The organism is Thermomicrobiales bacterium, assembly GCA_037045155.1.
Lineage (GTDB): Bacteria > Chloroflexota > Chloroflexia > Thermomicrobiales > CFX8 > JAMLIA01.
In genome coordinates this window covers 1-26,835 of sequence record JBAOIG010000003.1, presented here as the reverse complement: position 1 = coordinate 26,835, position 26,835 = coordinate 1, and the positions used below count along the sequence as shown (strand labels likewise).

Sequence of the window (26,835 nt, the reverse complement as noted above, 5' to 3'; positions counted from 1 at the left end):
CGCCTGATACGTCGATCAGGCGCCGGTCACTACCGCTGCTGACGGGTTACGCCTTCGGCTTGGCGGTGAAGTACATGTCGATTTCGTCTGGACGTGGCTTCCAGTCGATCTTGTTGCTGACACCCCAGACGGAATGGAATCCCCACATGAAGATCACCGGCGCTTCGTCACGGACGATCCGCTGCGCCTTCGAGTAGACCTCCTTGCGGTGATCCTGATCGAGCGAGCTGCGGCCTTCGTCGAGGAGCGCGTCAAGCTCGGGGTTGCTGTAGTAGGTGAAAATCGAGCCGGTGTGCAACTGGTCCCAGTAGATGCCATCCGCGTCGAAGACGGAATACGAGCCCCAGTTGTACGAGTGCATCGGCCCCGCCTTGCCCTCGTTGTGCCGAGTGGTGAAGACGTTACCGTCACTCAGCGTCTCGAATTCGCACCGGATGCCGACGGCCGCCAGATCTCGCTGCATTGCCTGGTCGACCTGATCCTGGTTTGGCATTGAGGATGGGCCACGAACCCATTTGACATCGATGCCGTCCGGATGGCCGGCCTCGGTCAACAGTTGCTTGGCCTTGTCGGGGTTATAGTCGTGTGGCTCGATCGACGGGTCGAAGCCGAAGTGCTTCGGGTTGAGCATGGCCGGCGTTCGGTCACCGCCCGGCTGGAGGGTATCGATATACCCCTGAATATCGCAGGCGTGATTGGCGGCGTGGCGCACCTTCACATCCTGGAACGGATTCGGGCCAGAACGGCCCATCGCGTCCAGCCGGGTGTAGCCGACGCGCAGGATCGCCTGGGTGATCGGCATCGCCACTCCGGAATCCTCGACTGCCTTCATCTGGTCGTAGGGAACAACGCGAATGATATCGACGTTGCCGGCCAGGAGCTCAGCTAGCTGGGTCGGGACGCCCGGGACGAAGCGGATAGTCAGGTCCTTGTATGGCGCTCTGACGTCCTTGTTCCAGTAATCATCGTTTCGGGTGAGTGTGATCGATTGTCCATGCTTCCACTCGACGAACTTGTATGGCCCCGAGCCAACGGGGTTCTCGGCCAGCCACGCATCACCCTTCTCCTGAGCCAGCTTCTCGGGGATCATCTGGAAGTTCTGCAGCCGCTCGGTGAAGATCGGGTATGGGGCTTTCGTCTTCACATGGACTGTGTAGTCGTCGACGATGTCGACTCCGGCGATCTGGGAGTGGTTACCCATCTGCTGGCTCTTCTGGTCCGGGTTGGTGACGCGATCCCAGTTCCACTTGACGGTCGCGGCGGTGAACGGATCACCGTTGTGGAACTTGACGTCCGACCGCAGCTTCATCTCCCAGACGGTCGGCTCGATGTTCTCCCAGCTCTCCGCCAGCCAGGGCTCGATCTGGTTCGTCTCGCGGTTGCGGACGCCGAGATTATCGTGGGTATGGTAGAAGAAGATAATGCCTGTGCGCAGGTTGTGCATGTGTGGGTCCATCGTCGGCAAGTCGTTCTGGTCGAGGATGACTCTCAGCATCCCGCCCTCGGTCGCCGCCCCACCTGTCGGAGCGGTCGCGCCGCCTGCCGGCGCGGTGGCCCCACCCGTCGGAGCAGTCGCGCCGCCTGCTGGCGCCGTTGCGCCGCCCGACGGAGCAGTCGCCGCTCCACCGCCGCTGGGCGTGTTCTCGGCGCTGCCGCCACAAGCGGCCAACAGTCCGCCGACACTCGCCGCGCCGGCCCAGACCATCATCGCCTGCATCAGCGTCCGACGATTGATACGGCCTTCTCGATAGAATCGCTGCCAGTTCGCGTAGATCTTGTCATTGAGGTCCTGGGTATCACGTTGGCTCACGTCGCTACCTCCCCAAAGGTTACGCACAACAGACCTGCAAGTCACTCACCTCACGAGCAACAACACGGTCTGCGGGCGGATCACGGAACAGCGGATTACACCGATGCTAGACGCAGCCTTTCGATCCGTCAACATAGTAACGACGAGACTATGAAGATTTGCACAGGATATTGCGCTGGGGCCGGGCATTGGGAGCGACAATGTCGCTCCCAGCGCCCGTCTGTCGGTTAGCGTCGGCCAGGCCCGTCGACGATCCGGCCGGGCATCGCGCCGGTGTGCAGGCCTTCGCGCAGCACACGCCCGCCGTTGACCCAGACATCACGGATACCGGTCGAGAGCCGGTGGGGGTCGGTGAACGTCGCGTTATCGCGCACCGTCTCCGGGTCGAAGACGATGATGTCGGCCAGCATCCCCTCGCGAAGCATTCCGCGATCGCGCAGGCTCAGCCGATCGGCAACGGACGAGGTCATCTTACGTATGGCGTCCTCCAGCGGCAGGATGCCTTCGTCGCGGACGTAGTGGCCGAGGACGCGGGGGTATGTCCCGTATGCGCGCGGGTGAGTCGGGTTTGTCTGGCCCACAGGGTCGAGGCCGCCCGCGTCGGTGCTGATCTTGATCCACGGCTGCGTCAGCTGGCGACGGACGTTTTCCTCGCTCATCATGAAGAAGATCGTCGAGATACGCTGATGCTCGGAGAGAAGCATGGCCCGGACAGTGTCAGGCCACTCCTCGCCGCGTTCGGCAGCGATCTCCGGCAGACGCTTGCCGATATAGTGCCGGTTCTCACTGCGGACGAACCCGACCGGCATCACCCCTTCGAGATTCTGCGCGCGTGACATCGATGGCGCTTCGAGCGGCGGGTCGATCATCTCGGCGCGCATCACCGCCCAGACGCGGTCGTCGGCGAGATTCTCATAGAGCTTGCCCCCCTCGGATGCCCAGTTCGGGACCAGGGTCGTGAGTCCCGTTCCGCTGGCGACATAGGGGTACATGTCGGAGGTGATGTCGATCCCGGCGGCACGCGCCTCGTCGATCATCTCCATCGCGCGCGGCATCAACTGCCAGCTCTGCTTGCCCGACGCCTTGAGGTGATAGACCTCGACCGCGACGCCGGAACGCCGGCCAATCTCGATCGCTTCGGCCATTCCCTCCAGCAGGAGATCGGCCTCCGAGCGGATGTGGCTGATGTAGACCCCGCCGTGGCTCGCAATGACCTTGCAGACCTCAACCAATTCATCGGTAGTTGCGTAGGAGCCGGGAGGGTAGATCAGCGCCGCCGCGACGCCGAATGCCCCTTCGCGCATGCACTCGTCCATGACACGCTTCATCGTCGCCAGCTCGTCGGTCGTCGCCTCGCGCATGTCCCAGCCCATGGCGTATTCGCGCACCGTCGCGCCGCCGACGAACGAGCCGATGTTGACCGACGCGCCACGCTGCTCGATCGCCTCCAGCCAGGCGCGAAATCGCGTCCAGCCACGCGCGCGGGACTCCCACTCATCGGTAGCGTCGGCCGAAACGATCGATGAGCCGAGCGGGCTGGTGATACGTCCGCCGAAAGGGGAGGGAGTCCACCCTTCGCCCATGATCTCGGTCGTCACCCCCTGGGTGATTTTCGACAGCGATCGACCCTCGGCGAAGAGCGGCAGGATTGAGTGCGACTGGATGTCGATGAAGCCGGGGCTGACGACGTGGCCGGCGGCATCAACGACCTCGCGCGCGTTAGCCGGGTCGATCCGTCCGCGCGGCGCCACTGCGGCGACACGATCGCCAGCAAGCGCCACATCTCCGTAGAACCACGGGTTGCCGGTCCCATCGATCACCTTGCCGCCACGAATCAGCACGTCATAGCTTGTCGCCACTGGGAATCCCTTCGCTCACGCCATACCCTCGGTTGGCATTATCGGCGGTGGAACCCGGTTGGCAAGCGTCTTCGCGCCTAGCGCCGGGCGATCCCGCGCAGGAGGAACATGACGTTGGCCGGCCGTTCAGCCAACCGACGCATCAGGTAGAAATACCACTCTGCGCCGTAGGGGCTGGCAACCAGAACGCGGAATCCGCGCCGAACCAGATCGAGCTGATACTGGCTCCGGATTCCATAGAGCATCTGAATCTCGAAGCTATCGCTGGTCAGCCCATGCTGCGCGGCGAAGCTGATCATGTAGTCGATGATCTTCTCGTCGTGCGTCGCGATCGCGGTGAAGCTATTTTCGAGCAGCATCCGCTCGGCAAGTCGCACGTAGGCGGCATCGACGTCTGTCTTCTTCTGGTGCGCGATCGCTGGCGATTCGAGATAGGCGCCCTTCACCAGCCGGAGGTTAGGCTTGAGCGCCAGCAGCGATTCGAGGTCCGCCGGAGTCCTCAGCAAGGCCGACTGGAGGACGGCGCCGACATTGTCGTGGCCGGCCGCGCGCAGCCGGCGGTAGATCCGCAGCGTCGGGTCGACACGCGCCGACTCCTCCATGTCGATCCGGATGAAGTTGCCGACCGTTGCAGCGTGCGCAACCAGTCGCTCGACGTTGGCATAGGCGACATCTTCGCCGAGATCCAGCCCCAGGTGGGTCAGCTTGAGCGCAATGTTGGTCTTCAACCCCTCGGCCTGGATTCGGTCGAGCAGCCGGACATATTCACCGACGACGGCCGCGACGGCGCGCTCGTCGCGCACTGCCTCGCCGAGCAGCGTTGTGTTGGTCAGCAGGCCCTGCTCGTTGAGCCGCCGGAGCACCGGCACAGCCTGGTCGAGATCCTCACCAGCCACAAAACGGTTGCCGCCGAGCCGCATTCCATAGCGTCGGACAACCTTGGCGACGAGACGGTTGTGCGTCGCCAGCAGGATGCCCTTGCGGAAAACCGGGTTGACCATCGCCGACAGCCTGGCCGGCAGGGACTGGCTAGCCGATACGGTTGCAGACGCCACGGCGGGTCCTTCCTTCCAATTCGGCCCACCTCGGAAGCAGGCTGGACGATCCGTTCAAGCGACAGGCGACTCGTTCCTTCGTCATCCTGAGTGCATCAACCAGTATGAACTGTCACGTCGATAGCCTCCCTGTCCTTTGTCATCCTCTGCGCGGGTGCCCCCTGGGCGATGGCGCCCGCGCAGCCGAAGGATCTCCCTGCGTTCGACTGTATCCAGCCAGGGGAGATTCCTCGCTGCGGCTCGGAATGACAACGAGCGGTGGTGGCTGTCGCACCACAATACAGGACGCATCATGCTAGTCGCTGCACTGAGTAGGCGACCGCAGTGAATATGGCAGGCCGGCAGCTTCCCATTTCTCTGTCATCCTGAACGGAGTGAAGGATGACAGGCAAGCGGGTCGCCCCTGCCCAGCCGCGCTCCTACAGCAGCTCGCCGACCGACTTGGCCTCGACGAAGGCCAGCAGATAGTCCGGGCTGCCGCCCTTCGTGTTCGTCCCGCTCAGCTTCATCCCGCCGAACGGGTGAACCCCCATCATTGCCCCGGTGGACTTGCGGTTCAGATACAGGTTGCCGACCTCGAACTCCTCGCGCGCCTTCTCCAGCACGGCCCGATCGCGGGCGTAGACCGAGCCGGTCAAGCCGTATTCGGAGTCGTTGGCAATGTCCAGCGCGTCATCGAAATCCCGCGCCTTCACCAGCGCGAGCACCGGGCCGAAGATCTCCTCGCAGGCGATTCGGGCATCTCGCGGGACGTCGGCGAAGATCGTCGGCTCAACGTAGTAGCCCTCTTCTGCCGCCGGCTCGCCGCCGAGGACCAGCCGGCTCTCGCCCTTGCCGATCTCGATGTACTTCAGGATCTGATCGTACTGCTTCTTGTCGACGACAGCGCCCATCGACGCCTCGCCATCGACACCAGGGCCGACAGAAACCGCCGCCTCGGCGCGCTTGACGACCTTGTCCACCAGCGAATCGTAGACATCCTGGTGAATGATCGCCCGCGAGCAGGCCGAGCACTTCTGGCCGCTGAAGCCGAACGCCGAGGTGACGATTCCCTCGGCCGCCGCATCGAGGTCCGCGTCGTTGTTGACGATGATCGCGTCCTTGCCGCCCATCTCGGCTGTCACCCGCTTAAGCCAGCGCTGGCCCGGCTGGAGCTTCGCCGCCCGCTCGTAGATCCGCACACCAACGTCCTTCGAGCCGGTGAAGGCAACGAACCGCGTCTTCGGATGCTCGACCAGCGCGTCGCCGATCTCGCTACCGCTGCCGGGCAGAAAGTTGATTACTCCGGCCGGGACGCCAGCCTCCTCCATGATCTCGACCATCTTGTAGCCGATGACCGGGGTGTTGCTGGCCGGCTTGAGGATCACGACATTGCCGGCCGCGATGGGGGCCATCGTCATCCCGGTCAGGATCGCGCAGGGGAAATTCCAGGGGGGGATGACCACTCCGATGCCGAGCGGGACATAGATCATCTGGGTCGCTTCGTTTGCCAGATGGGCAAGCGGCACCGGCTGACCCAGCTCGAACGCCTTGCGGCCATACCATTCCAGGAAGTCGATCGCTTCGGCGATCTCACCCTCGGCCTCATCCCACGGCTTGTCCAGCTCGAAGACCATCCAGGCGGCCAGCTCGAGCCGACGCCGACGGAGGATGCCGGCCATCTTGAACAGCGTGCTGGCCCGACCAGTGGCGCTCATCCGCTTCCAGCTCTTGAACGCCTTCTCGGCCGCCACGATCGCGTCCTCGACGTCGCTGGCTCGCCCTCTGGCGACCTCGCCAACCACCTGCGACGGATTGCCCGGGTTGGTCGAGGTGATCCACTCACCCGTCTCACGCCGTTCGCCACCGATGATCAGCGGGTAGCGCTGGCCGAGCTGGGCGCCGACTTCGTCGAGCGCGGCACGCATTGCCGCGCGATTCTCCTCGACCGCGAAATCGGTATACGGTTCGTTCTGAAATGCTGCTCGAAGTGACATCCTGGCCGCCGTTCCTTTCACGCCGCGCGGCGACTCACCGTCGAGTCGCCAAATCTCACCCATAAGGTTACGTCGCGTTGTCAGTCCCGGCGACCGGCCGGCCGATCGCCGCGCTAGCCTGCCTTGCTCGTCCTGACCCGCACAACCGCGCGCTCCAGCGCCGGGCCGCTGGTGAGGCCGGAGCGGCGAGCCAGCAGAGCGAGGCCAGAGACTCCTTCCGCCGTCAACTCCCACTCCTGGTCGGCCATCACTTCGACCAGCAGGTCGCGATCGATGTCGTATCGCTTCGCCATATCGCGCCGCAACTCGCGCCCACGCTCGTTTCCCGCTTCGAGCGAGGCGACCAGATACCCGGCCGCCTCGGCTACAGCTACCGGGTCTCGAGAGAGTAGTCCTCGACGGACGACGCAGATGTGGCTGACGAATGGCGTGTCGGTGAGCAGATACCAGGCTCGCCCGAGGTCTTCCTGGTGGGTCTCCTCATCCCCGGCCAGGATCAGGGCGGCCGGCCCCTCGCTGACGACGGCGTGTTCCGTGTCAACGGGGAACGTCTCCTCCGACCATTCTCTCGCGCGGATGCCATAGAATGGCTGCAGTGTCGCTAGCGCCACCGCGCGTCCGGCCGGCGAGACCCCTGCGAGCGACACCGCGACATCATCGACATCGTCCGGCCGCGTATGGGTTGCCAGTGTCAGCATCGTCGCCCGCCGGGTGACAAGCGCCAGATCGGACAGGACGGCGAAATTCGCCAGCATCGAGAGCGCCGAAACGCTGTCGAGCAGGGCGATATCCACGTCGGCCGCCCGGGTCGAGGTCAGGCCCTCGACAAGGGAAACTCCTCCTTGCTCGACCCAACCCGCCTCGAACGGATAGGTCAGCCGGGCAGTCTCCAGCCTGTTGTCGATCGCGATCCGAAGCGCCACACGCTACCCCTCTCTCCGCCAAGCGGATTCAGCGAAGTGTACGCGGGCCAGGCAGATCAGGCGGCTGGCTTGTGGGCAACGGCGATCATCTGCGACCCGAGGTTCAGCTTCCGGATCGCAACCGACATCGGCAACGACGCAATGAAGATGGGGACGACACCCACAGGCTTCGTGACAATCGGCAACAGGACGCGATCTGCGATGCGCCTTGCGCCGCGATCGCGGTCTCCAGCGTGTAGCCAGAGGTCGATGCTGCCAAGCCCGCAGGCGATCTCGTTATGCATCGCCCCCAGACGGCCACGCTGGCTGATGATTCGCGGCTCGACGAATCCAGCCGAGCTCAGCGCCACACGCATGTGCTTCGGCGAAAACACGGAGAAATGGCGTGGGAAGTCATTGCCAATCCAGTATGTCCCAAACACCTTTGATTCGAGCGAGTCCCGGTTTGGCACCGACATGACAATCGCGCCGCCGGGCCGGAGCAGATCGAAGGCGCGCCGCAGCGTATCGAGGGGCTGGGGAGTATGCTCAAGAACCTCCCACATTGTCACGGCGTCGAATGACTCGGGTTCGAATGAAGCCTCTTCGAGATAGCCGTTGAACACGTCGATCCCGTGTCGCTTGCGGGCATAGGCAGCCGCGCCAGGGTCGGGTTCTACCCCACGCACATTCCAGCCCTTCGAGCTCATCATCGACAGGAAGTCGCCGACGGCACAGCCGATATCGAGCACGTCATGCCCGCCACTCACCGCGTCGAGCACCTGCTGGGCGCGCTTGGTCAGCTCATAGACACCGATCGACTTGATGTAGGAGGATTGGTCGAAGAACGATGCGTAGAACGGGTACTCCTCCGGATAGTGACGCTTGATCTCCTCCGCATCGGGGCGCGGCGACAGGTAGAGGAAGCCGCATCGGTCGCATTCGACCAGCGTGTACACCCCCGGCACATTGCACATACGATCCCACCCAGTCACGCGCACCGTGCTCCCTGGGTATCCGCAGAGCAGGCAAGACACTGTCTCCATCAAGACGATCCTTTCAGTTGCCCCCGGGAGCGCCGGTCGTGACGAGCAAGGGGCTATCGAACTGGACGTGGGCCGGCAGTGAGGGCGGATCGACGATCGAGAGCGTCCATGCTCCGGAGCCCTGCTCGGTGAATCCACTGCGTCGCAGGTAGTCCAGCACCATCGCGTTGCGCTTTCCTTCGACGTATGGCGCGACCAGGGTTGTTGCTCCCTGGCCGGCGGCTAGCGCCGCCATGCCGGCGAGGAACGCATCCTCGACGCCCCGGCCGAGTGCCCGACAGCTCATCAGCAGCGTGTCAATTTCGGCCGAGCGGGCCGCGTCCGGCGGCCGGACGAATACCACCCCGACGAGGCCGTAATCTCCGAACCGGTCGGCCGCCTTCAAGACAAGAACCGCCTCCTCGCCGGCCAATGCCCGGACTTCCTCGACGGTGCGACGCTTCAACGACAGGTTGAACTGATTGGTGCGCTGGGTGAGTTGAGCGACACGCGCCCACTCAGTGTCCTCCGGCGGTCGCATCTCGACCCGCAGGTCCAGCCCGGCGAGGAACTCGTCGATGCTGGCGGCTGCCGTCGATTCGCGCTTGCGTCGTCCTTCCTCCTGCATCATTTGCGTCCGCGCCGCGTCCACATCCGTCGCCTGGGCGCCATCGAATAGCCAGAGCCGCGCGAGCGCCTCGGCGTATCCCGTCGCGCGGCTCGGCAAGGGGACGACGTGGACCTCCGGCGCGCGCGCTGCCACTTCCGCCCGGCACCGCCGGGTCATCGTCCAGAAACACAAAGCTGTCCAGCCCCAGGTTCATCTCCTCGGCGAGCGAGCGCAGGTTCTCCGACTTGTGGCGCCAGTTGACGCTCCAGGTCGCGATGTCGGCCGGCCGGAGCACCATGCCGGGGTGGCGCTCGAACACCTCCAGGACATCCGCCTCCTCGTTGCGGCTGACCACCGCAAGCAGGATGCCCCGCTCCTTGAGCCGCTTCAGCTGCTGCTGGAAGAGCTGGTAGGCGCGCCCGGGGCCATCCTCGCCGAGCTCGATTCCGTCCCAGCCCGACCTCGCCAACAACCCCACCCCAGAGTGTGTTGTCGCAATCGACTGCGATCAGGCGGACGAGGCCACCGCCCGGTCGATCCTCGTACATGTTTTGCGACGGCCCGACGGAGGCAGAGACCTGCCGGAGCTCGCGGTAGCCGGGCAAGAGGCTCGAGTCGACGAACACGAGCGTCGGCGTCTGGTAAACGGACGATGTGGCGCTCGGCGCGTAGGCGGCCAGCGCGGCGGGCAATTGCGGGGCTTGGATTACCTGGGTCTGCGGGGGGACGACCATGGTCCAGCGCCCCGAGACGTACGCTCCGCCGTCGGTCGGCGACTCCCACCAGCGCACGCGGACGAAGAGGCCGTCGGCGGTGACGGTGGTGCCGAAGCCCAAGTGACGGCGGGACGAGCCGGGACACCGGCGTCGACGTCCGCCGCCGTTAGCGCCGGCATCATCTGCGCGACGTCGATGCTCGGATTTCCCCGCTGGCGCTGCGCCCGGCGATGGCGCGAAAGGCGACGCCGCTTGAGAGGTCCTCCCGATAATTAACTTCATATTGACCGTTCGCCGCGACGCCTGGATGCACCTCGAAGGAGAGCTGCAGCGGCCCGCCGTCTGCGTTGCCGACGACGTTCGTGAACGAAGAGATGGCTCCGCTGTTCATGATCTCGGAGTAGACCGCATTGCCGGAGGCGATTGGATCGGCGCCTACGACTTGCAGCGCCTGCGCTCCGGCGTCGGCCCACGTGCCACCAACGTCGACGGGCATCGGCGTCACGACACCGGCGTCGGCGATTGACGCGCTCGCCAGCGAGGCGAAGCCCAGCGTCGCGGAGCCGGCGCTCTTCGCCTCCACGACCACCGACACGGTGGACCCGTTCGTGCAACCAGGATCGAGGGTCACGTTGATGGGGCCGGCCTGCCCGCCGTCGACGACGTTGACGCTGTTCGAGCAGGAGCCCACGCGCGCCAGGTAATAGGCGGTCCCCGCGGGCGGCGACGCCGGTGCCGATTCGATGTCAATCGAGGGGAATGGCGGCTGGGCCGCCGCGAGCGGCTCAGCGGCGCGGAGCACGTCGCCTGGCTCGACGCCAGCGATGGTGACGAGCTCCGGGTTGGTGACCGTGCCGAAGACCGCGGTGACTTGCGAGCCGGCGGGCACGACCATCGCGGCTTGGCCGCTGGCGTCGGTGGTGCGTGTATCGATGCACGGCGCCGCTCGCGTCGTGGAAGACCACCGTCACGCCGCTCGCGGGCGCACCGGCTCGCGTCAGCAGCACGGTCACGGGGGCGGGGCCCGCGTCGGCGGCGCCACCGGCGTCGATGCCGACGGGCGGCACGCCGGTCTCCGGCGTCGTGCCGTCAGGCGAAGCGGCGTCGAGACCGCCGCCGTCGAATTGGAAACCCGGGTTGGACGGATCGTCGTCGACGCACGCGGCGTAAGTGCCGACGGCGACGACCATGGACGCTGAGACCGAGAAAGGAAGTGCGGCGCATCGCTGGATGATAGCGCGGCGCGGCGGGTCAGCACACGGCTTCGCTCAGGGGACGCGGCGGCGCCGCGCCCACGCGAGGAGCGCCATGGCCACCCACGAGGCCGACGACGTCGGGGCGGAGGACGACCCTCCCGACGACCGCGCAGCCTGAGTCCTCGGCCGGCGGTGCCGCCGCGGGCGCGGGAGGCGCCGAGCCCGCGTCGCCTGCCGGTGGCGCCTCGGCGAGCGGAGGCGCGGACGGCGACGGCGGCGCGAGGCCGCAGTCGGCGGCGCACCTCGAGGCGCGACACGCCTCCACCGCCTTGTAGGCCGCGTTGGACGCGCACCCGGCGAACGTCCCCTTGGTGGCGAGGCACCGGTTGCCCACGGGCTCGTGCGCCGCCGTCGTCACCTCGCTGCAGCAGCTCGCCTCCTGGCACTTGCCGCACGCGGTGACACCGACGTCGACGCTGCACTTGGGGACATTGCCGCACGCCGACACGCTGCCGCACTTGCTCTTGCACTCGCCGAGGCACGCGCAGTTGGCCCACGCGAGGAGCGGCCCCGACGGCGAGCGGGTGCTCGCGACTCACACGTCGCGAAGCAGGCCGCCGCGTGCTGCACGTGGCTACGACAGTCGCGGAGCGCGGCGCATGCGGCGTCGCTGTTGCAGCGCTCGTAGGCCGCGTGACACGCGTGCGAGCCGACCGTGGAGACCTCGCGGCACCAGATTGCAGCCGCTCAGCGCCGGCGCCTTGTTCACCTCGCCGTCGATCCACGCGAGCGCCGACGACACGCGCTCCGCGACCGCGTACACCTTGCACTCCGAGTCCGAATACGACGTGACGCCGGCGACGTACTCCTTGCCGCCGGAGACGTAGAGCGACGGGCCGCCGCTGTCGCCCTGGCACGTGCTGCCGATGGCGTAGCTGGTTTCGAGCTCCGTCGCCGACACCTTGGTGACGCGTCGTGGTGACGCTCCGGCGCTTGGAGTTGTCGCCAGCGTCGACGACGCCGCTGATCTTGCCGTACCCAACCTCGACGACGGACTTGCCGATCGCCAGATCGTCCAAGTTCGCGGGCAAGATCGGAATCACCGGCGTCGAGGCGTCGACGCCGAGGATGCGCAAAACGGCGAAGTCATTCTGCGGCGGCGTCGTGCCCGTGAGGGCGACGTAACCGGGGTGCCTCACGGTCTCCGAGACGACAAAGTCCGTCGCGCGCAGGTACGGCTGGGGCTCGTTCTGGCCCAGGGTGTAGTCGTCCACCATGCGTACGTACGCGGCCTTCTTTCCGTCGACGCAGTGGGCGGCCGTCAGCACCCACCCGACGCCGGTGACCGGGTCGGTGCGAACGATGGTGCCGGTGCAGACGCCAGCGTCGAGCATCACAGCGACGACCGCCAGGTGCGTCGCGTCGAGCTGCCCACCGATGATTCGGCCTCGAGCAGAGCCGAAGGTCGCCGCCGACTCGGAGCCGCAAGCCGCCACGGTGGTCACGAGGCCGAAGACCGCCGAGAGCAAGACCGTGACGTGACGCATGAGACCTCTGGCCCGGTTGTGGGCGCCGGCGCGCTCTCGAAATCGGCGCGCACCGGGACGCACGAGCGTAGCCGAGGGCGGCTCGGCGCTGACAACAACGCTGAAGATGGCCGAGCCCTTTAAGGGCTCGCGCATGCGGCCGTTCGCAAGGGTATGGAGTGCCTTCCGTGGTTCCGTGGTGCATCTCCTCGTGGGCACGGCGTCGGGCGTCTTCTTGGCACGGCGCTCTTGGTGGCGACGATGGGCGGCCTCCCCGCTTGTGGCGGCCAAGTGGTCGCGACGCACACGGTGTCGCCGGCCGAGGCCCGCCGCGACGCGCTTCGGCCGCTCGCGATCATTCGCTCGACCAAGCGAATCCCCCTGCCGGAGGGCGCGCGGGTTGATCGCGGCGAGATCACCCTCGTCGCGAGCGAGCCCGTCGAGTTCGGCGCCGTGATCGAACAAGACGCGGCGGGCCAAGTCATCGCCGTGCGGCACACCGACGGCAGGCGCGTCGTCTTTCGACCCGGCACGGCGGCGATGTCGCGCTCCGGCGATTCGGTGCGCGGCGTGACGACGGGGCCCGACGCCACCCTCGAGCTCCTGTCGCACGATCGCATCGAGGTCGAGAGCGCGCCACGGCAGGACATCGAGCCGGTAAGGACGCGCCCTTCCGCCGACGGCGTCGCCGCTTCGGAGGTGTCGAGGCCCACGGGCCTCCTCATCGGCGGCGCGACGGTCTTGCTCCTGGCCTACGCGCCGACGGCGTATTTCGGCGCCGCCTCCAAGCGCAGCGCCGATCGCGAGCTTCTGATCCCCGTCGCGGGGCCGTTCATGGCTTTTGCGAAGCGCCCCAACTGCACCCCGCCGCCCGGCTCCGAGTTGATTCCTGTCGATCCGTGCATCGAAGAGACGGCCACGCGCGGCGCGCTCATCACGAGCGGCGCCATGCAGACCTTCGGCGCCTTGCTCGTCGCCTCTGGCTGCCGCCGCGCACCGTGAGCGTCGGCCCGGCGAGCGCGACACCCAAGAACAGGCCGGCTCGGCAAGCGAACGTTCCGTCGATCGCGTTCGTTCCGATGGGCGCCGGCGCCGCCGCCGTCGGAACCTTCTGAAGGGCCTCTCACCGCTGAGGGCTCTCAGACCGCGAAAGGGTCTGACAGAAAAGTCGGCCCGACGGATCCCGACGTGGCACCTGTCGACGGTGCCCAGCGAGTGTAATTTTCGCGCAACGGCCCGGCGGATCTCCGCGGGTCCATCGGTCGCCGACGAGAGCCTCGAGAGCGGCACCCTGAGCGGAAATGGACACCGAGGGCGTCCCGGGCCGTTCCAAACGACGCCCGCAGGCGTGAGCACCAACTTTGCAGAATCCATCGAGGTGGAGCCGTTGGACCGCGCGGAAGAAACCCCCTCGACGTTTGCCGAGGCCTGTCGCGAGACGGGGCTTGCGTTCCTCGACGGGGCCCGCGACGGCTGGAGCGCGACTTGGCGGAGTGGCTATGCGGTCCGTATCGCGCCCTTGCGAACGTCAGCGCCGAAGCCGAGGCGGCGGACGACGGCGCGAGCGAATCACGCCACGAGGCCGCGCCCATGAGCGAGCGCTCCATCGCCGAGCTCCTCGCGTCGACCCGGCGCGTCGTCGTCGACGCGTTGGTTGAGCTCTCGGAGGGCGAATGGAACGCAGTGACGCTCGCCATGCGCGACGGTCATCTCGAGCCAGCGCGTCATGCCGGGGAGCTCGTGTGGCTGCCCGTCGATCAGCCCAAGATGCGCCTCGCCGCGCGCGTCCTTTCGCTCTTCCTCGTCGACTACCTCGTCGACGCCACGCCCTACGAGGCGCTCACGGTCTGCCGGAGCTGCGACGACGTCGGCTTCGACGGCGCATGCGCGTCGTGCCACGCGCCGTCGTCGGCGAGCTACCTCCGCGAGATTCTCCGACCGCGGCTCGCGAGCTCGAGCTGACGGGCCCGTCGGTCGGCTTGACGCCGGCCTAGCGGAAGCGAACCGACGCCTGCACGTTGCCCGGCGCGAGGTTTCCGACGGGAGCCGGCTCGGTGCGATCCTCGGGGCGAAAGATGACGACGGCGCCCACGGTGGCACCGGCCGCGAGGAGCACGCCGCCGCCGATCCAAACCCAGGCGGGAACCTTCGAGGGCGCTTCCGGCTCCTTCTCGAGGGTCACCGGAACGGTCCGGGCCTGCTCGTCTTGCACCACGATTTCTCCTGACTGAAACGGCCTCATGCCCGGAGCGATGACGCGAATCTGGTGACCGCCGCTCTTGACGACGCCGTCCCAGCGGCCCGTGCCGACGAGTTTTCCGTCGACGTAGATCGATTGCCCGTCCTTGGCCGTGACCGACAACTTTCCTTCGTGCACGATCGGCACGAGCGAGGCGACGAGGGCGACCTCCGCGCTCCCGCCCACGGGCATCTGCGTCGTGAACTCCTTGTGGTCGTCTTTGCGAACGCGCACGCGACGCATGCCGATGTCGACGATCACGGGCTCCGTCGAGTCATGGGCGACGGTGCCGACGACGACGTCGTCAATGGCGACCTCGGCCCCGGGCACGTTGACGTTGACGCGAAGCTTGGTGGTGAGCGGCTCGACGGTGCGAAGGAGGTCGGTGGCCTCCGCGCGATCCTTGTCGTCGAGCTTGTCGCCGCCCTCGGCGAGGTACCGGCGCACGAGCTCGAGCACCTTGGCGTAGTGGCGCAGGTTCTTCTCACAAGCAGCCATGTTCCAGAGGAGGCGCGCGTCGGCGGACTTCTTGTGCGCGCTCTCGAACTTCACGAGGGCACCGGGCGAAATCGCCGTCGCGGAACAGCTCGCGCCCCGAGTCGTAGTCGGCGCGCGCATCGCCGCTGAGGGATTCGGCCAAGGCTCGGCCGCTGGGGCGCCACTGGCGCGACCGGAGCGACGACGGGCACGGGTGCGGTCGGTGCGACGGGCCGAGGGCGACGTCGACGTTGCGCCTCAGAGGGCGCTGCGCCGAGAAGTGTGGCCGCGGCGAGGGCAACGACCAAGCACCCGCGCGGCGCGGCGGTGACGAAACGCGAAGACCCGATGCGCGTGCTCATTTTCCAGCTCCATAAAGAGGCGACCTTTGTCACTCGAGGCAGCCGGTGGTGCCGGCGGCTTCTTGGGTTCCGTTCGCGTTTCTGTTCGTGCAGGCGGTGCCGCGGTGCCGACGCGCACGGGGGCCGGCGTAGACGAAGAGGGCGACGGCGACGCAGAAGAAAGCGCGACGGCGGCGCTCGGCGAAGGGGTCGTCACGACGGACGCCGACGCCGACGCGGGTGGTGCGGCAAGGACGGGGACGGCACCGGGGCCTCCGGCGAAGCCGACGCCGGCCCGTTCTCCGCCGGGAAACCGGCGCGCCCGCCGTCGTGGGCGGCGTGCTCCGCGCGAGCGTGAACGCGAGGGCGCCGCCGCCGAGGACCCCGAGGACGGCGATCAACGGCCCGAGAGCGCGGCGCCGATGCGACGACGGGCGCTCGGCGCGCGCGTCCATCGACTGGGCCACCGCCGTCTTCGGGCCCGTACGCGTGGCCAGCGGACCATGCCGTCGCCTTGCCGGCGCCCGGCGCGAGCCTCCGCCGACGGCTCCGTCGACGACGGCGACGAGTAAGGCCCCGACGAAGGCGCGGACGAAGCCTCTGAGGAAGCCTCTGACGAAGAGAGCAGCGTCGCCGCACCGACACGCGGCGCTCTCCATCCCATCGGCGCTGCTGGCGGGCGGACGAAAGGTGGCCGCGTGAGCGGCGGTGCCGGAGAGGCGCGCGACCGAGTCGGCAGAGGCGTGCCCCTCGGCGTCGGGCGACGAACGGGGCGAGCGCGTGCGCGAGCTCGCGCGACGGATTGGCGAAGCGCGTCCTTCGGTGTCCTTCTCGAGGCGCCTGGGTGCACCGCGCGCTCGAGGGCCTCGGGCACATCGCGGCGCGGCCATGCCGTAGCGGCTCGGGATCGGATCGTGGAGGATGGCGCGGCACGATCTCGCGGCATCGAGTCGCGCGGGGAAGGCGACGGCGCGCCGTGAGGAGCTCGTAGAGGATCGTCCCGAGCGCCCAGATGTCGGTGCGCGCGTCGACGTCCTGCGAGCGAGCGCATCTGCTCGGGCGACATGTAGTGCGGCGAGCCGAGCGATCGAGCGTCGTCTGCGTGAGTCGGCGCTCGGCTCGACGCTGGCCGAGCGATCTTCGAGATGCCGAAGTCGAGCACCTTGACGCAGCGGCGCGCCGTCGGCGCGGCGCGCGAGGAAGAGGTTCGCCGGCTTGAGATCGCGGTGCACGATGCCCGCGCGCGTGCGCCTCGGCGACGCGCCTCGCAGCGCCTGCAGCACGTAGTCGACGGCGTCGCTCGACGGGCAGCGCGCCGCGCGCGCTCGAGCGACGTCCGCGAGGTCGTGCGCCCTCGAGGTACTCCATCACCATGTACGGCGCGCCCGTCGTCGAGCGTCGCCGACGTCGAGGACGCGCGCGACGTGCTCGCTCTTGATGCTGCGCGGCGGCGCGCGCCTCGCGCAGGAAGCGCTCGACGCGTCTCCGGCGTTCTGCCAGCGCCTCGGCGAGCAGGAACTTGAGCGCGACGCGCTGGTCGAGCTGCGAGGTGGGTCGCCGCGACGACGACGCCCATGCCGCCCGCGCCGAGCACGCGCTCGACGCGGTACTTGCCGGCGAGGACCTCGCCCTCACGCACGGGGGCGCTCATCGCGACCTGCCCAAAACGCGGCCCACGGAGACCGGCGGCAGGAAGAGGTGGGCGCGCGGGCGGAGTTTGGGCACGACGAGCCATGTTATCGAGGCGAAGGGCTCGTGACCACAGGAGCGCCGGAGGGCGGTGACTCCCCCCGCCGGCGTGCGAAAAACCCGTCGTCGCGAGGTGCATTCGCGGCGCAAAGTGCGCTACACGAAGGCCATGAATCGCGCCCTCCCGCTCGCCCTCGTCTTTGCCAGCTCGGCTCTTGCCTACAGCGCCTGCGGCGATGACGACCCCTCCCCTTCGACGGGTGGCTCACTCGATGCGAGCTTGGATCTGAACCAGCCGACAGCCGAGGCCGGTGCGCCCGACACGGCCGTCGCCGATAGCGGCGGGCCTCCCGACGCAGCGAGCGCAGACAGCGGCGCTGACGCCAACACGCTCGACGCGGCGGGCGACGCCACCAACGATGCGGGCGCCGCTGACGCGTCCGATGCGTCGGACGCCGCGACGGCGCCGACGCTCTACGCGCACTTTCAGGGAAGCCTCTATCGCGTGAACCCGTCGACGGCAGCGCTCACGCTCGTCGGCGCGACGGGACACACCGACGTTCGCCTCGCGTGGAACCCCGTCCGCGGAGGTCTCTTCGCCGTCGTCGAAGCGCTCACGGCGCCCAAGCTCGCGACGGTGGATTGCTGCACCGGCGCCATCACCGTCGGTCCGCGCGTGACGAAAGCGCCCACCGGCGGCGGAGACGCGGGCCTCCTGAAGCGCATGGAGTGTTTCGCGGCAAACCCCATCACCGGGGAGTTCTACGCGTCAGGCGACTGGGTCGACAGCGCCACCACCGTCACCGGCAGCTTGGTGAAGGTCGACTTCGATGCCAGCGCCGCGTCGCGTCTCGGCTCGCACCAGACGTTGCAAGACGACGGCGACAGCTGCTCCTTCCGCGGCGGCACGCTCTACATGATGGACGTGATGCAAACGACGCCCACGACCGGCAGCAGCGCCATCTACACGATGAACCTCGCGGACGCCGCGGCGACGCTCGCCATCACGACGACGCCGCGCATCACGCGCATCGGCGTCGAGAGCACGCTCGACACGATCTTCGCCATCAACGGCACCGACAAGACCCTCATGCGGCTCGAGTTCGACGCCGGCACGAGCCTCATTGGGTCGTTTGGCTTCGACGCGGCCACCACGGCGGCCGACTTGGACTCGCTCGTGGCGGCGCCGGAGCCGGCGGTGTGTCCGTAGGGCGGAGACTGCGCCGCGCTCGCGGCTAGACTGAGCCACAATGCGACTCGGCCTCGTTTACTTGCCCGACCCTGAGTCGATGGCGCGCTGCGTCGCGCTCTCCGAGTCGCTCGCGCGCGGCCAAAAGGCGCGCGTCGTGCTCGGCGACGGCCGCGTCCCGCACGTGACGTTGCTGCATGTCGAGACGAACGGCGCCGGCGCGGCAGAAGCACTCTGGCGCGAAGCCGTTGCGTCGCTCCCGAAGGCGATGCTCATGTCGTTCCGCGCGCTGGCGTTTCTTCGCTACGACCGACCCTACAACGCCCCTGACAACGCGCCCGACGGCGCACCGCCCGCCACGATGGCGTATCTCATCGTGCCGTGCACCAAGGCCCTTCGCGAGGCGGAAGAGCGAGCCCTGTCGCTCCCCTTTGTGCGCGGTGTGACGGTGACGACAGGCAACGGCGAGCGCTTCATGCCGCACGTCACGCTCGCCATCTGGGAAGGCCTTCGTGGCCCCGAGACGTTGACGCTCCCCCAGGACACCGTGGAGCGCGACGGCGTCGTCGGAGCTCTCGCGCTGGGGGTCATCGGTCCCAATGGCGTCTACGAGCGAACGCTCTTCGGCGGGGACCGGACGGGTGACCGTGACGCTTCGCGCCCTGGCCTGTGACCAGTCACGGACGAGGTGCGCAAAGTGGTCCTGTAATCGCCTCGGGTCGAAACGGGCCCGTGCTCGCTCCGCCAGGTCATTGGGCGCGCGCCCGCTCTCACTCGACGATAGTCTCGTCTCCTGCTCGTTCGTTCGAGGGGGGGCCGCCTCGCTTGCGCAAACGGGTGCGGGTCTCGGAATTCACCGGCTTGAATCGCGCGGATGGCGGCCCGTCCAAAGTCAGTCGAGTCGAGCGGGGTCCCGGAGGGCAAGTGACCATGGCAGATCGCAGGGGTTCGGTGGTGCGTCGGACGGTGCTCGCAGCTGCGTGCCTCGGAGGACTCGTGCTTTGCGCGACGCCCTCGCACAGTCAGGCGTCGCTCACCGCTGAGCAATCGGCTGCGCGGGATGAGTTCGACAAGACGCTGCGTGCGAGCTTGGCGAGAACCAAGGAAAAGTGCGGCGACGATTTCAAGCTCGTCACCGACTTTGAACACTACGATGATGCCGCGTGGAAGGCCGCGAACGGGCGGTGGAACTTCACTACGACGGCGTGCGGCGAGGCCCTCGCGGCCGCGGCGACCGCGTGCGCTGGCCCCGAGGTCCGCACCGAGAAGGGCAGCGCGCCGACCAAGCCGGCCTCGAGGACGAACGCCCCGCAGCCGGCCGCCGTATCGGTCAAACGCCTCACGTGCCTGTTCACCGGCGCCGACGCGAAGAGGCCCGGCGAGGAGCACGAGGACTCACATGCGGCGGAACGCGAAGTTCGAAGCCGGCGAGCTCACGCTCCACATCTCGCCGCAGATGGTCTACTCCGTGCCCGGCTGCTACGAAGGGGTGCTGCGGGGAACGGCGACCTACCACTCGCTCGCCGCGGGTGCATCGTGCAAAGAACCCTGGGAGTGCGGCTCGGGCCTGTGCAGCGGCGGCGTGTGTCGGACTTGCAGCGCGAAGCGAAAGTGCCCCGGCAAGTTCGACGTGTGCTTGGAAGGGGGCGTCTGCCGAATGGCCACCCCCCCGAACCAGTTCGTCATCGAGCAGCTCGAGCGACGCGAGTTCGTCGCCAACGTCCGGCGGCTCGAAGCCCAAGGGCCTGGAGCGCGGCCGAATGTGCTCCAAGGGTTCTGAGTGCCAGTCGGGCAACTGCAAGATGGAAGACCGCACCCGCGGTAGGTGCAAATAGGAAGCGGCAATCGCTTCTCTCAACGTAGTCGTCGGGGGAGGGCCTTCGCTTGGAGTTCGTCGATCCTCTGGAGCGTGCGTTGGGATCGGGCCTTCGCGGGTTGGAGCCCGTCGATCTTCAACGGCGGGCAACTCGTCGAAGACCGCCTGCTCGGCGAGGCACGCTGGAACACAGATCGACTGGACACCGCTGAGTGGCCGCCGCCGGGCTACGCCGCTGCCCGCGAAGTAGCGCGGCCGCACCGCGTCCCTCGAACTGCGCCCACCGAAAGTTAGGCAATCGCGCGACGTCCCTTCGCTGGGGGAAGGAGAATCGGCGCGGCGCGACGACGTGGTCGCCAAACGCTGAAGGCCAACCCAGACCTCCTCAATTCACTGTTCTGAAGCCGTTTTCAGTCGTCGGGCCCGAGGGCCCGAGTGGGCCTCGACGCGGACCGATGGCATCGCGCGGCGCGGGTGGCGCGGCGCGACAGCTCGGCTATATGCTGGGGTCGTGACTTTCTTCCGCCCCTCGGCCCCTCCCTCGTCTTCGTGGCCTCGCGGCGGGCGGCTCGCGCCGGTGCTCGCCACGTTGCTCCTCGCGGCAGCGGCCGGCGCCGCCAGGGCGCGGCTGCGTGAAGAACGATCCGCCGATCATTCCGCCGGAAGGCGCGGACGCGTCAATCCCGCCGCTCCCCAGCGCGAGCACGACGAACTTGCCACCGCCCGTCGTTGACGCGGCGCCCACGCCGACGCTCGACGCGGGCTTCGATGGCGCGGCCTTCGCGTCAGGCTTGGGCGCCGGCGCGGTCGTCACGAAGAGTTCGAAGTTCACGCTCATCACCAAGACCGGCGGTAGCCCGGCGGGCACGGCATCACCGCATCACCGGCGCACACGGTCGTCAGCGGCGCCGCCGCTGGCGCGAGAAATGAATCGACGGAGGTTCGTTGTGACACGAAGCGCAGACCAGCGGCAGGACAGCAAGCGCTCGAGCCGGCCGAAGCGAACGCGGGGCCTCTACGTGCTCGGCATGGTGGCGAGCCTCGCCATCGCGAGCCACGCGGCAGCCGCGGTCCCGGCGGCCCATCACGCAGCAGGGGCTCTTGCTCGACGCCGCAGGTCAGCCCGTGTCGGGCCCAGTGACGTTTCACTTTGAATGTACGACAGCGCCGCCGGCGGCACGCCCATCTGGACCGAGAGCCAGGCGCTGACGCTCGACAACGGCTACTTCACGACGCAGCTCGGCAAGCTGACGCCCATCGGCGCTGCGCTCTTCGCCGACGGAGGGACGCGTTACCTCGGCATCCGCATCGAAGGCGACGTGGAGATGGCTCCGCGCGAAGCGATGTCGAGCGTTCCTTACGCGCTCGTCGCCGAGAACGCCGTCGGCAACATCCATCCCAACACGGTGACAGTCAACGGCACCCAAGTGATCGACAGCACCGGCCACTGGGTCGGTCCGCTGACGGGACTCGCGGGCACGCCCGGTCCGACAGGCCCGGCTGGAGCGACGGGCGCGCAAGGCGCCACGGGCGCCGGCGCAACAGGCGCCACGGGCCCAACCGGCGCGACGGGCGCGATCGGCCCGATCGGCCCGACCGGCCCTGCCGGTGCAACCGGCGCGCAGGGCGCCACGGGAGCAACAGGCTCCGCGGGCGCGACCGGTGCGCCAGGCGCTGCGGGCGCTACCGGCGCACCAGGTGCAGCGGGCGCGACGGGAGCACCGGGCGCCGCGGGCGCTACCGGAGCACCGGGCGCGGCTGGCGCCACGGGAGCAACAGGAGCACCAGGCGCCGCGGGCGCGACGGGAGCCACTGGCGCTGCCCGGAGCAGCGGGCGCCACTGGCGCGACGGGCGCTCCCGGAGCGGCAGGCGCAACGGGAGCCACCGGTGCACCGGGCGGACAAGGCATCCAGGGGATTCAAGGCATCCAAGGAATCCAGGGCGTGCCGGGCACGACGAGCCCCGTCTCGTCGGGCGGCGACGCCAGAATCCCCGGTGCGACCACCGCGGAGTTCTCGCCGCTCGTGCAGATCAACGTGAAGGCGGGGCAGACCGTCTTCATGACGAGCACCGCCGCACTAATGGTCTCGCAAGTCGATGCCCAGAGCGCCCTTGCCTACGCCTGCTACTACGACGGCAAGAATTGGTCGCCCTTCGACGACGAAGCGCCGCCCGCCGTGGCGCAGACGATGGCCATCAAGCCGCTCCTGGCCAACGTGGCCATCGGCGTGACGCGCGTCGGACTCCAGACGTTCAAGAGCGCCGCGACGGTGTGGGTCGCCATGTGCGGCACCGCACCAAACGGCTCGAAGGGCACGCCTGCGATCAGCGGCGGCTCGGCGAAGACCGTCACGATGATCGTCGAGTAACCTCCTGAGTCCGTCGTGAGCCAATGAGCGGGACCTCACGCACGACGCCGCTGGCCATCGTCGGCGGCGCCTCCATCATTGCACTATCCATCTATTTCGGACTGCGCGCGCGGCCCGCGGCTAGCCCTCCGGCGCCGCTGGCTCCCTCGACGTCCCAAGCATCAGACGCCGGCAGGCTTCGCCGATCGCCAGGCCGTCCCCGTCAATCGTGCCGCCATCGATGGCGAGGTCACGCTGGCCCTGCAGGCGCAGCGCCCGCTCTTTCGGCAGCGATGCGCGGCGCAGTTGGCTGCCGCCGACGCCGGCGCCGCGACCTACGGCTTCGACGTCGGGATCGCAGCGGACGGTCGAGAGATCGGTCGCGGCGTCAGCCCGCGCGCGGGCGCCCGAGGCGAGGTGGCCGATTGCTTGCGCATGATCGTCGCGCCCGTGGCGGTCACGCCGCCGGGTCGTTCGATGACCGTGCGAACGACGCTCAATCTTCCCGTAGCTCTCAAGCGACTCAGACGAGGATCTCCGGCACGTTGCCGCTCACGTCGCCGAGCGTCGTCGCCGGCACGCCCACGGCGTTCATGCACGAGATGAGCACGCTCGCAGGATGGCGGGGCTTGGCGCTGCCGTTCAGGGTGCGTCCCGCTCGCGGCGGGCCGGATGTGTTGCCCCTTGCGCAGCTTGCCGCCACCGCCGCCTCCGATGAGCATGATCATGTTGTCGGTCGAGTGAGCCGCGAAGTAGTTGCCTTCGCCTTGTTGCCCGTCACGGCCGTGGCCCCAGCTTCGAGAAGGGCGAACGCCACCGCCGTGTTGTCGAGCACGGTGCCGTTGCCTTCCGGGAGCGCCTTCAGGTTTCGGACCAACCGTCCGAACAGACCCACGTGCCACTTGTGCGACAAGAGGAAGTCGGCCGCCGAGCCGCTGTGGCCCTCCTCGTGGACATCGATGGCATGCGCCGGGAGACGGAACATGGGCATGCTGAAAGAGATGAGCAGCGAAGCGACGCGGGTGAGATCGCACGCGAAGGCCATCGTGATCAGGTCGACGAGCAGCTCGCCGCGCTTGATCTCGTCGTTGTAGTTGGCCCCCCTGGTGAATGCGCCAGGTTGCGTCGGCTTCGAGCACGAAGAGCGTGGAGGTCATGGGAGGCGGCGCCGACGGAGACGAGGGCGAAGACGGCATCGTGGGCAACGCGGCTCCCGAGAGGAGCGCCACGCGCTGTTCGAGGGCGCGCACCTGATCGAGGTGATCGCTCAACCGACGCCGGTCCGCGGCGCCGAGGCGCCCCGAGAGCTCCTTGGCGCTGTTCATGACGGCGTCGAGGACGCTACGTCGAGCGGAGGTTCTTTTGCTGCAGCGCGAGGTCGGCGGCGGAAGGGCCGCCACCGCCTACCGGCGTCCCTCCGCCGCCACCTCCACCACCGCCGCCTCCGGCGGGCGGCGCCGGCGGCACGAAGGAGCCGAAGAGCGACTGCCACGCGAGCGCCGGATCGGCGACCGAGTTGTTTACGGGCTTGTTCGCGGCGGCGTAGGAGATCTCCGCGTAGTGACCGTTGAACTCGTCGAGCTGCACGCGGTAGACGAGCTGCTTGTAGACGCTCGACGCGCCGAGCTGCTGCGCCACGAGATAGTCGGACGTCGCGCCGTTCGCGCCGTAGGAGCCATTGGAGTGGGCCTTGCCCGCCAGGAGCGGGCTGAGCGTGCTGTCGTGCGTAGCCTGCACCTTCCCCGCGACGGGTACCGAGCCGTAGCCGTCGAGCCCGACCGACGGAATCTGGAGGCCCGACACGATGCTGAACTGATCGACGATGTCCGCGAGGCCGGCGACGGCGGGCCGAAGCTCGGCGGCCTTGAGGGCGCCGACGGTCGCCGGCACGTAGAGGCTAGGCGCCGCGTTCTGCCCCGAGTCCTGCCCCGTCGACTGGCCCGAGGTCATCACGACGTAACGCTTCACCGGTGCGCCTTGGGCGTAGGCGGGCTTCGCGTCGAGCATGACGTCGAGCGCGGGAAGCGCCAAGGCGAAGCCACCGACTCCGCGGAGGACGGCCCTGCGACTGAGCTCAAGCTTCTTCATCACTTCTCCTCCCGACGGTGCGTGAACGTGTAGTCGCTGACGAGTTCGCGAACGAGCGTGACGAAGTGCCGGCCATCGCCGGCGAAGGCCGGGCCAATCTTCTTGATCATGGCGAAGTCCTCCGGCCTAAGCTCACGACCGAGCGCGAACGTGTAGAGCTTCTCGGCGACGCACTCCTCGAACTTGCCCGAGTTGAGGACCAACTCGCCGAGCGCCGCGGGCCCCTGAAACGCTCCGCCTCCGCTCGCGCCCGACAGCTCGCCCTGCCCAGACACGGCGCATTCGGGGCGGCCGTCATCGTGGGTCCGGTAACGCCCGAGAGCGTCGTAGCGCTCGAGACCGAAGCCGACGGGGTCGATGGATTGGTGACACCCGGCGCAGCTCCCCGACGCGTGCTCCTTGTAGCGGTCGGTCTTGCACGCGTTGGGCGTCGTTCCCTTCGGCCCTTGATCCGCGTTCACCGTCGGCGGCGGCGGCGGAATCGCCTGGCACATGAGGCGCGTGCGAATGAAGATTCCGCGGCGCGTCGGGCTCGTGTCGCCGTTCTTGCTGCCGTAGGAGAGCACAGCCCCGTGCGAGAGGATCCCGCGTCGCTCGGGTGCCTTCGTTTCGACCCACGCTCCCCCTGCAGCCGACGGTGCGGAGAGGCCGTAGTGGGTGGCGAGGGCGCCGTCGAGCCAGGTCTTGGGGCTTCAGAAACGGCTCCGCGCGTAGTCGCGGCTGCCCTCGAAGAGCGTGGCGCCGACGAGCGCGTCGGACTCGGCGCGCATCGAACGCGCGAGGGCTTCGGTCTCCGTGAGCCGGCTGTAGCCGAGCCACATGGCGTGGAACCGCTGGAGGCGCGCCTTCGCCTCCGGCGTCCCGAGGAGTCGCTCGGCGGCCGCCGTGCGCGGCGCGAGCTCTTCCAACTCGCCCTTCGCGGCGGCGTCGAGGAGCGCGTCGTCGGGCGTCGTGCCCTGCAAGAGAAACGAGAGGCGCGCGGCGATCTCGAAGGCCGTGAGCGTGACCTCACCGGCGGCGTCCACGCTCGCGCCGGCTTCGAAGCGATAGAGCAGCGACGGATGGGGAGAGCATGGCGCGCAGCGCGAGGGCCGCGCCGCTGTCGAAGGCGTTGTCTTCCACGCTCGCCCGCGTGGAGCGGAAGGAGCGAGACGATCTCCGGCTTCCGTGAGCGGCCGGCGAAAGGCGCGCCGACCGAAGCGCTCGACGAAGGTGCGGAAGCAGGCGGCGTCTTTGGCGCCCGTCGGCTGACACCCGTAGAGGCGCGCCTTGACCGCCGGCTGGGTCATGACCCACGCCGCCACGGCTTCGGCGATGGCGTCAGCGCCCTCGACGAGCACGCCGCTCGCGTGCTGCAACGCGATGTCGTTGTCGAAGGGCACGCCCTCGTCCACGGCGAGTTGCTCGAGGGCCACGGGCACCTCGGGCGCGATCGAGCGTCCGAAGGGTCGCCGCGTATTCGGCCTTCGTCAGGCGACGGGCGCCAACGGCCGCCGTCGTCGGCGCACCCGGCTCGCCAGGGCCACCGGTCCACTTGACGCCGGCGCCCGGCGCCCCGCCGAAGGCGCGACCCGCGAGGAGCTCGTCCTCGGCGCAAGCGGCCGCGAGGGCCACGGTTCCCACGAGAGACGCGAGGGCGAGCGAGGAGCGAAGAGGCACGTGCATGACGGCACCCTCGAGCACGCGTCATGCCCGGAACTCGCCGTGCGAAATCGAGGAGTTAGCTAGTCACGATCCCTGACTGTCAGGGGACGTCAGGGGACAGCGTGGCGGCGCTCATTGGCACTTTCCAGCGGCCTTGCAATGGGCGACCACGCGCTCTTCCGAGAGCGCCTTGGTGTAGAACGCGAGCTCGTCGATGCGGGCGCCGGCGTACAGAGCCAAGGCCGGCGTCCACCGGCTCCCCGTCAGCGCCCCCGGCGAGCTCACCCAATCAACCCCCACGCCGTCGACGAACATGGTGAGCTTCAAC

The 26,835-nt window shown here is 68.1% G+C and carries 26 protein-coding genes; 8 read left to right on the top strand and 18 right to left on the bottom strand.

Going from position 1 to position 26,835, the window contains the following annotated elements; all coding sequences use genetic code 11:
* Positions 1–46: 46 nt before the first annotated feature.
* The 10 genes from V9F06_03310 to V9F06_03265 all read right to left on the bottom strand — a co-directional run bounded on the left by V9F06_03310 (position 47) and on the right by V9F06_03265 (position 12,110).
* Positions 47–1,810 (bottom strand): ABC transporter substrate-binding protein, encoded by a 1,764-nt coding sequence (locus V9F06_03310; GenBank protein MEI2616658.1) that lies wholly within the window; start codon positions 1,808–1,810, stop codon positions 47–49.
* A 227-nt stretch (positions 1,811–2,037) separates the two neighbouring features.
* Positions 2,038–3,669 carry a D-aminoacylase gene (locus V9F06_03305; GenBank protein ID MEI2616657.1) on the bottom strand — a complete coding sequence of 544 codons (1,632 nt, stop codon included), beginning with the start codon at positions 3,667–3,669 and terminating at the stop codon, positions 2,038–2,040.
* A gap of 77 nt (positions 3,670–3,746) precedes the next feature.
* A complete protein-coding gene (locus V9F06_03300) occupies positions 3,747–4,724 on the bottom strand; it encodes a proline dehydrogenase family protein (GenBank protein MEI2616656.1) in 978 nt (325 codons plus the stop codon).
* Between the two features lie 419 nt (positions 4,725–5,143).
* Entirely contained in the window at positions 5,144–6,700 is a 1,557-nt protein-coding gene (gene pruA, locus V9F06_03295; GenBank protein MEI2616655.1) for an L-glutamate gamma-semialdehyde dehydrogenase, read from the bottom strand.
* 113 nt (positions 6,701–6,813) lie between these two features.
* Positions 6,814–7,623, bottom strand: coding sequence for an MqnA/MqnD/SBP family protein (locus V9F06_03290; protein MEI2616654.1), 810 nt, complete (start codon positions 7,621–7,623; stop codon positions 6,814–6,816).
* A 56-nt stretch (positions 7,624–7,679) separates the two neighbouring features.
* Entirely contained in the window at positions 7,680–8,603 is a 924-nt protein-coding gene (locus V9F06_03285; protein ID MEI2616653.1) for a class I SAM-dependent methyltransferase, read from the bottom strand.
* Positions 8,604–8,661: 58 nt separating this feature from the next.
* Complete coding sequence (locus V9F06_03280; protein ID MEI2616652.1) at positions 8,662–9,255, bottom strand: hypothetical protein; 594 nt, start codon at positions 9,253–9,255, stop codon at positions 8,662–8,664.
* Entirely contained in the window at positions 9,146–9,706 is a 561-nt protein-coding gene (locus tag V9F06_03275; protein MEI2616651.1) for an HAD-IIIC family phosphatase, read from the bottom strand. The genes V9F06_03280 and V9F06_03275 overlap by 110 nt, the downstream gene beginning before the upstream one ends.
* A gap of 425 nt (positions 9,707–10,131) precedes the next feature.
* A complete protein-coding gene (locus V9F06_03270; protein ID MEI2616650.1) occupies positions 10,132–10,848 on the bottom strand; it encodes a hypothetical protein in 717 nt (238 codons plus the stop codon).
* Between the two features lie 935 nt (positions 10,849–11,783).
* On the bottom strand, positions 11,784–12,110 hold the full coding sequence (locus tag V9F06_03265) for a trypsin-like serine protease (GenBank protein MEI2616649.1): 327 nt from the start codon (positions 12,108–12,110) through the stop codon (positions 11,784–11,786).
* Positions 12,111–12,424: 314 nt separating this feature from the next.
* On the opposite strand from V9F06_03265, the gene V9F06_03260 reads away from it, so the two are divergent.
* The 3 genes from V9F06_03260 to V9F06_03250 all read left to right on the top strand — a co-directional run bounded on the left by V9F06_03260 (position 12,425) and on the right by V9F06_03250 (position 14,637).
* A complete protein-coding gene (locus tag V9F06_03260) occupies positions 12,425–12,691 on the top strand; it encodes a hypothetical protein (protein ID MEI2616648.1) in 267 nt (88 codons plus the stop codon).
* A gap of 275 nt (positions 12,692–12,966) precedes the next feature.
* Complete coding sequence (locus V9F06_03255) at positions 12,967–13,677, top strand: hypothetical protein (protein MEI2616647.1); 711 nt, start codon at positions 12,967–12,969, stop codon at positions 13,675–13,677.
* A 483-nt stretch (positions 13,678–14,160) separates the two neighbouring features.
* A complete protein-coding gene (locus tag V9F06_03250; GenBank protein ID MEI2616646.1) occupies positions 14,161–14,637 on the top strand; it encodes a hypothetical protein in 477 nt (158 codons plus the stop codon).
* Positions 14,638–14,665: 28 nt separating this feature from the next.
* Here V9F06_03250 and V9F06_03245 read toward each other — a convergent pair whose 3' ends face one another.
* On the bottom strand, positions 14,666–15,466 hold the full coding sequence (locus V9F06_03245) for a PEGA domain-containing protein (GenBank protein ID MEI2616645.1): 801 nt from the start codon (positions 15,464–15,466) through the stop codon (positions 14,666–14,668).
* Between the two features lie 1,785 nt (positions 15,467–17,251).
* Between V9F06_03245 and V9F06_03240 the strand changes: the two genes are divergently transcribed.
* The 4 genes from V9F06_03240 (at position 17,252) to V9F06_03225 (ending at position 20,390) form a co-directional block, all read left to right on the top strand.
* The gene (locus V9F06_03240) at positions 17,252–17,491 is read left to right on the top strand and encodes a hypothetical protein (protein MEI2616644.1); all 240 of its coding nucleotides are present in this window, start codon (positions 17,252–17,254) and stop codon (positions 17,489–17,491) included.
* 21 nt (positions 17,492–17,512) lie between these two features.
* Positions 17,513–18,631 (top strand): hypothetical protein, encoded by a 1,119-nt coding sequence (locus V9F06_03235; GenBank protein ID MEI2616643.1) that lies wholly within the window; start codon positions 17,513–17,515, stop codon positions 18,629–18,631.
* Positions 18,632–18,671: 40 nt separating this feature from the next.
* Positions 18,672–19,283, top strand: coding sequence for a hypothetical protein (locus V9F06_03230; protein ID MEI2616642.1), 612 nt, complete (start codon positions 18,672–18,674; stop codon positions 19,281–19,283).
* A gap of 726 nt (positions 19,284–20,009) precedes the next feature.
* On the top strand, positions 20,010–20,390 hold the full coding sequence (locus V9F06_03225; protein ID MEI2616641.1) for a hypothetical protein: 381 nt from the start codon (positions 20,010–20,012) through the stop codon (positions 20,388–20,390).
* A 1,181-nt stretch (positions 20,391–21,571) separates the two neighbouring features.
* On the opposite strand, the gene V9F06_03220 is transcribed toward V9F06_03225, so the two are convergent.
* Positions 21,572–21,823, bottom strand: coding sequence for a hypothetical protein (locus V9F06_03220; GenBank protein MEI2616640.1), 252 nt, complete (start codon positions 21,821–21,823; stop codon positions 21,572–21,574).
* A 547-nt stretch (positions 21,824–22,370) separates the two neighbouring features.
* On the opposite strand from V9F06_03220, the gene V9F06_03215 reads away from it, so the two are divergent.
* Positions 22,371–22,796 (top strand): hypothetical protein, encoded by a 426-nt coding sequence (locus V9F06_03215; GenBank protein ID MEI2616639.1) that lies wholly within the window; start codon positions 22,371–22,373, stop codon positions 22,794–22,796.
* A 502-nt stretch (positions 22,797–23,298) separates the two neighbouring features.
* Here V9F06_03215 and V9F06_03210 read toward each other — a convergent pair.
* The 6 genes from V9F06_03210 to V9F06_03185 all read right to left on the bottom strand — a co-directional run.
* The gene (locus tag V9F06_03210) at positions 23,299–23,478 is read right to left on the bottom strand and encodes a hypothetical protein (protein MEI2616638.1); all 180 of its coding nucleotides are present in this window, start codon (positions 23,476–23,478) and stop codon (positions 23,299–23,301) included.
* Between the two features lie 21 nt (positions 23,479–23,499).
* Entirely contained in the window at positions 23,500–23,820 is a 321-nt protein-coding gene (locus V9F06_03205) for a hypothetical protein (GenBank protein ID MEI2616637.1), read from the bottom strand.
* 296 nt (positions 23,821–24,116) lie between these two features.
* Positions 24,117–24,863, bottom strand: coding sequence for a DUF1552 domain-containing protein (locus tag V9F06_03200; GenBank protein ID MEI2616636.1), 747 nt, complete (start codon positions 24,861–24,863; stop codon positions 24,117–24,119).
* Positions 24,863–25,447, bottom strand: a complete 585-nt coding sequence (locus tag V9F06_03195) for a DUF1588 domain-containing protein (GenBank protein MEI2616635.1) — start codon at positions 25,445–25,447, stop codon at positions 24,863–24,865. Before V9F06_03195 ends, V9F06_03200 begins: the two co-directional genes overlap by 1 nt.
* Positions 25,448–25,555: 108 nt before the next feature.
* Complete coding sequence (locus tag V9F06_03190) at positions 25,556–26,278, bottom strand: DUF1592 domain-containing protein (GenBank protein MEI2616634.1); 723 nt, start codon at positions 26,276–26,278, stop codon at positions 25,556–25,558.
* Between the two features lie 361 nt (positions 26,279–26,639).
* Positions 26,640–26,835: hypothetical protein (locus V9F06_03185; protein ID MEI2616633.1), on the bottom strand; the 196-nt coding region annotated here is incomplete at its 5' end.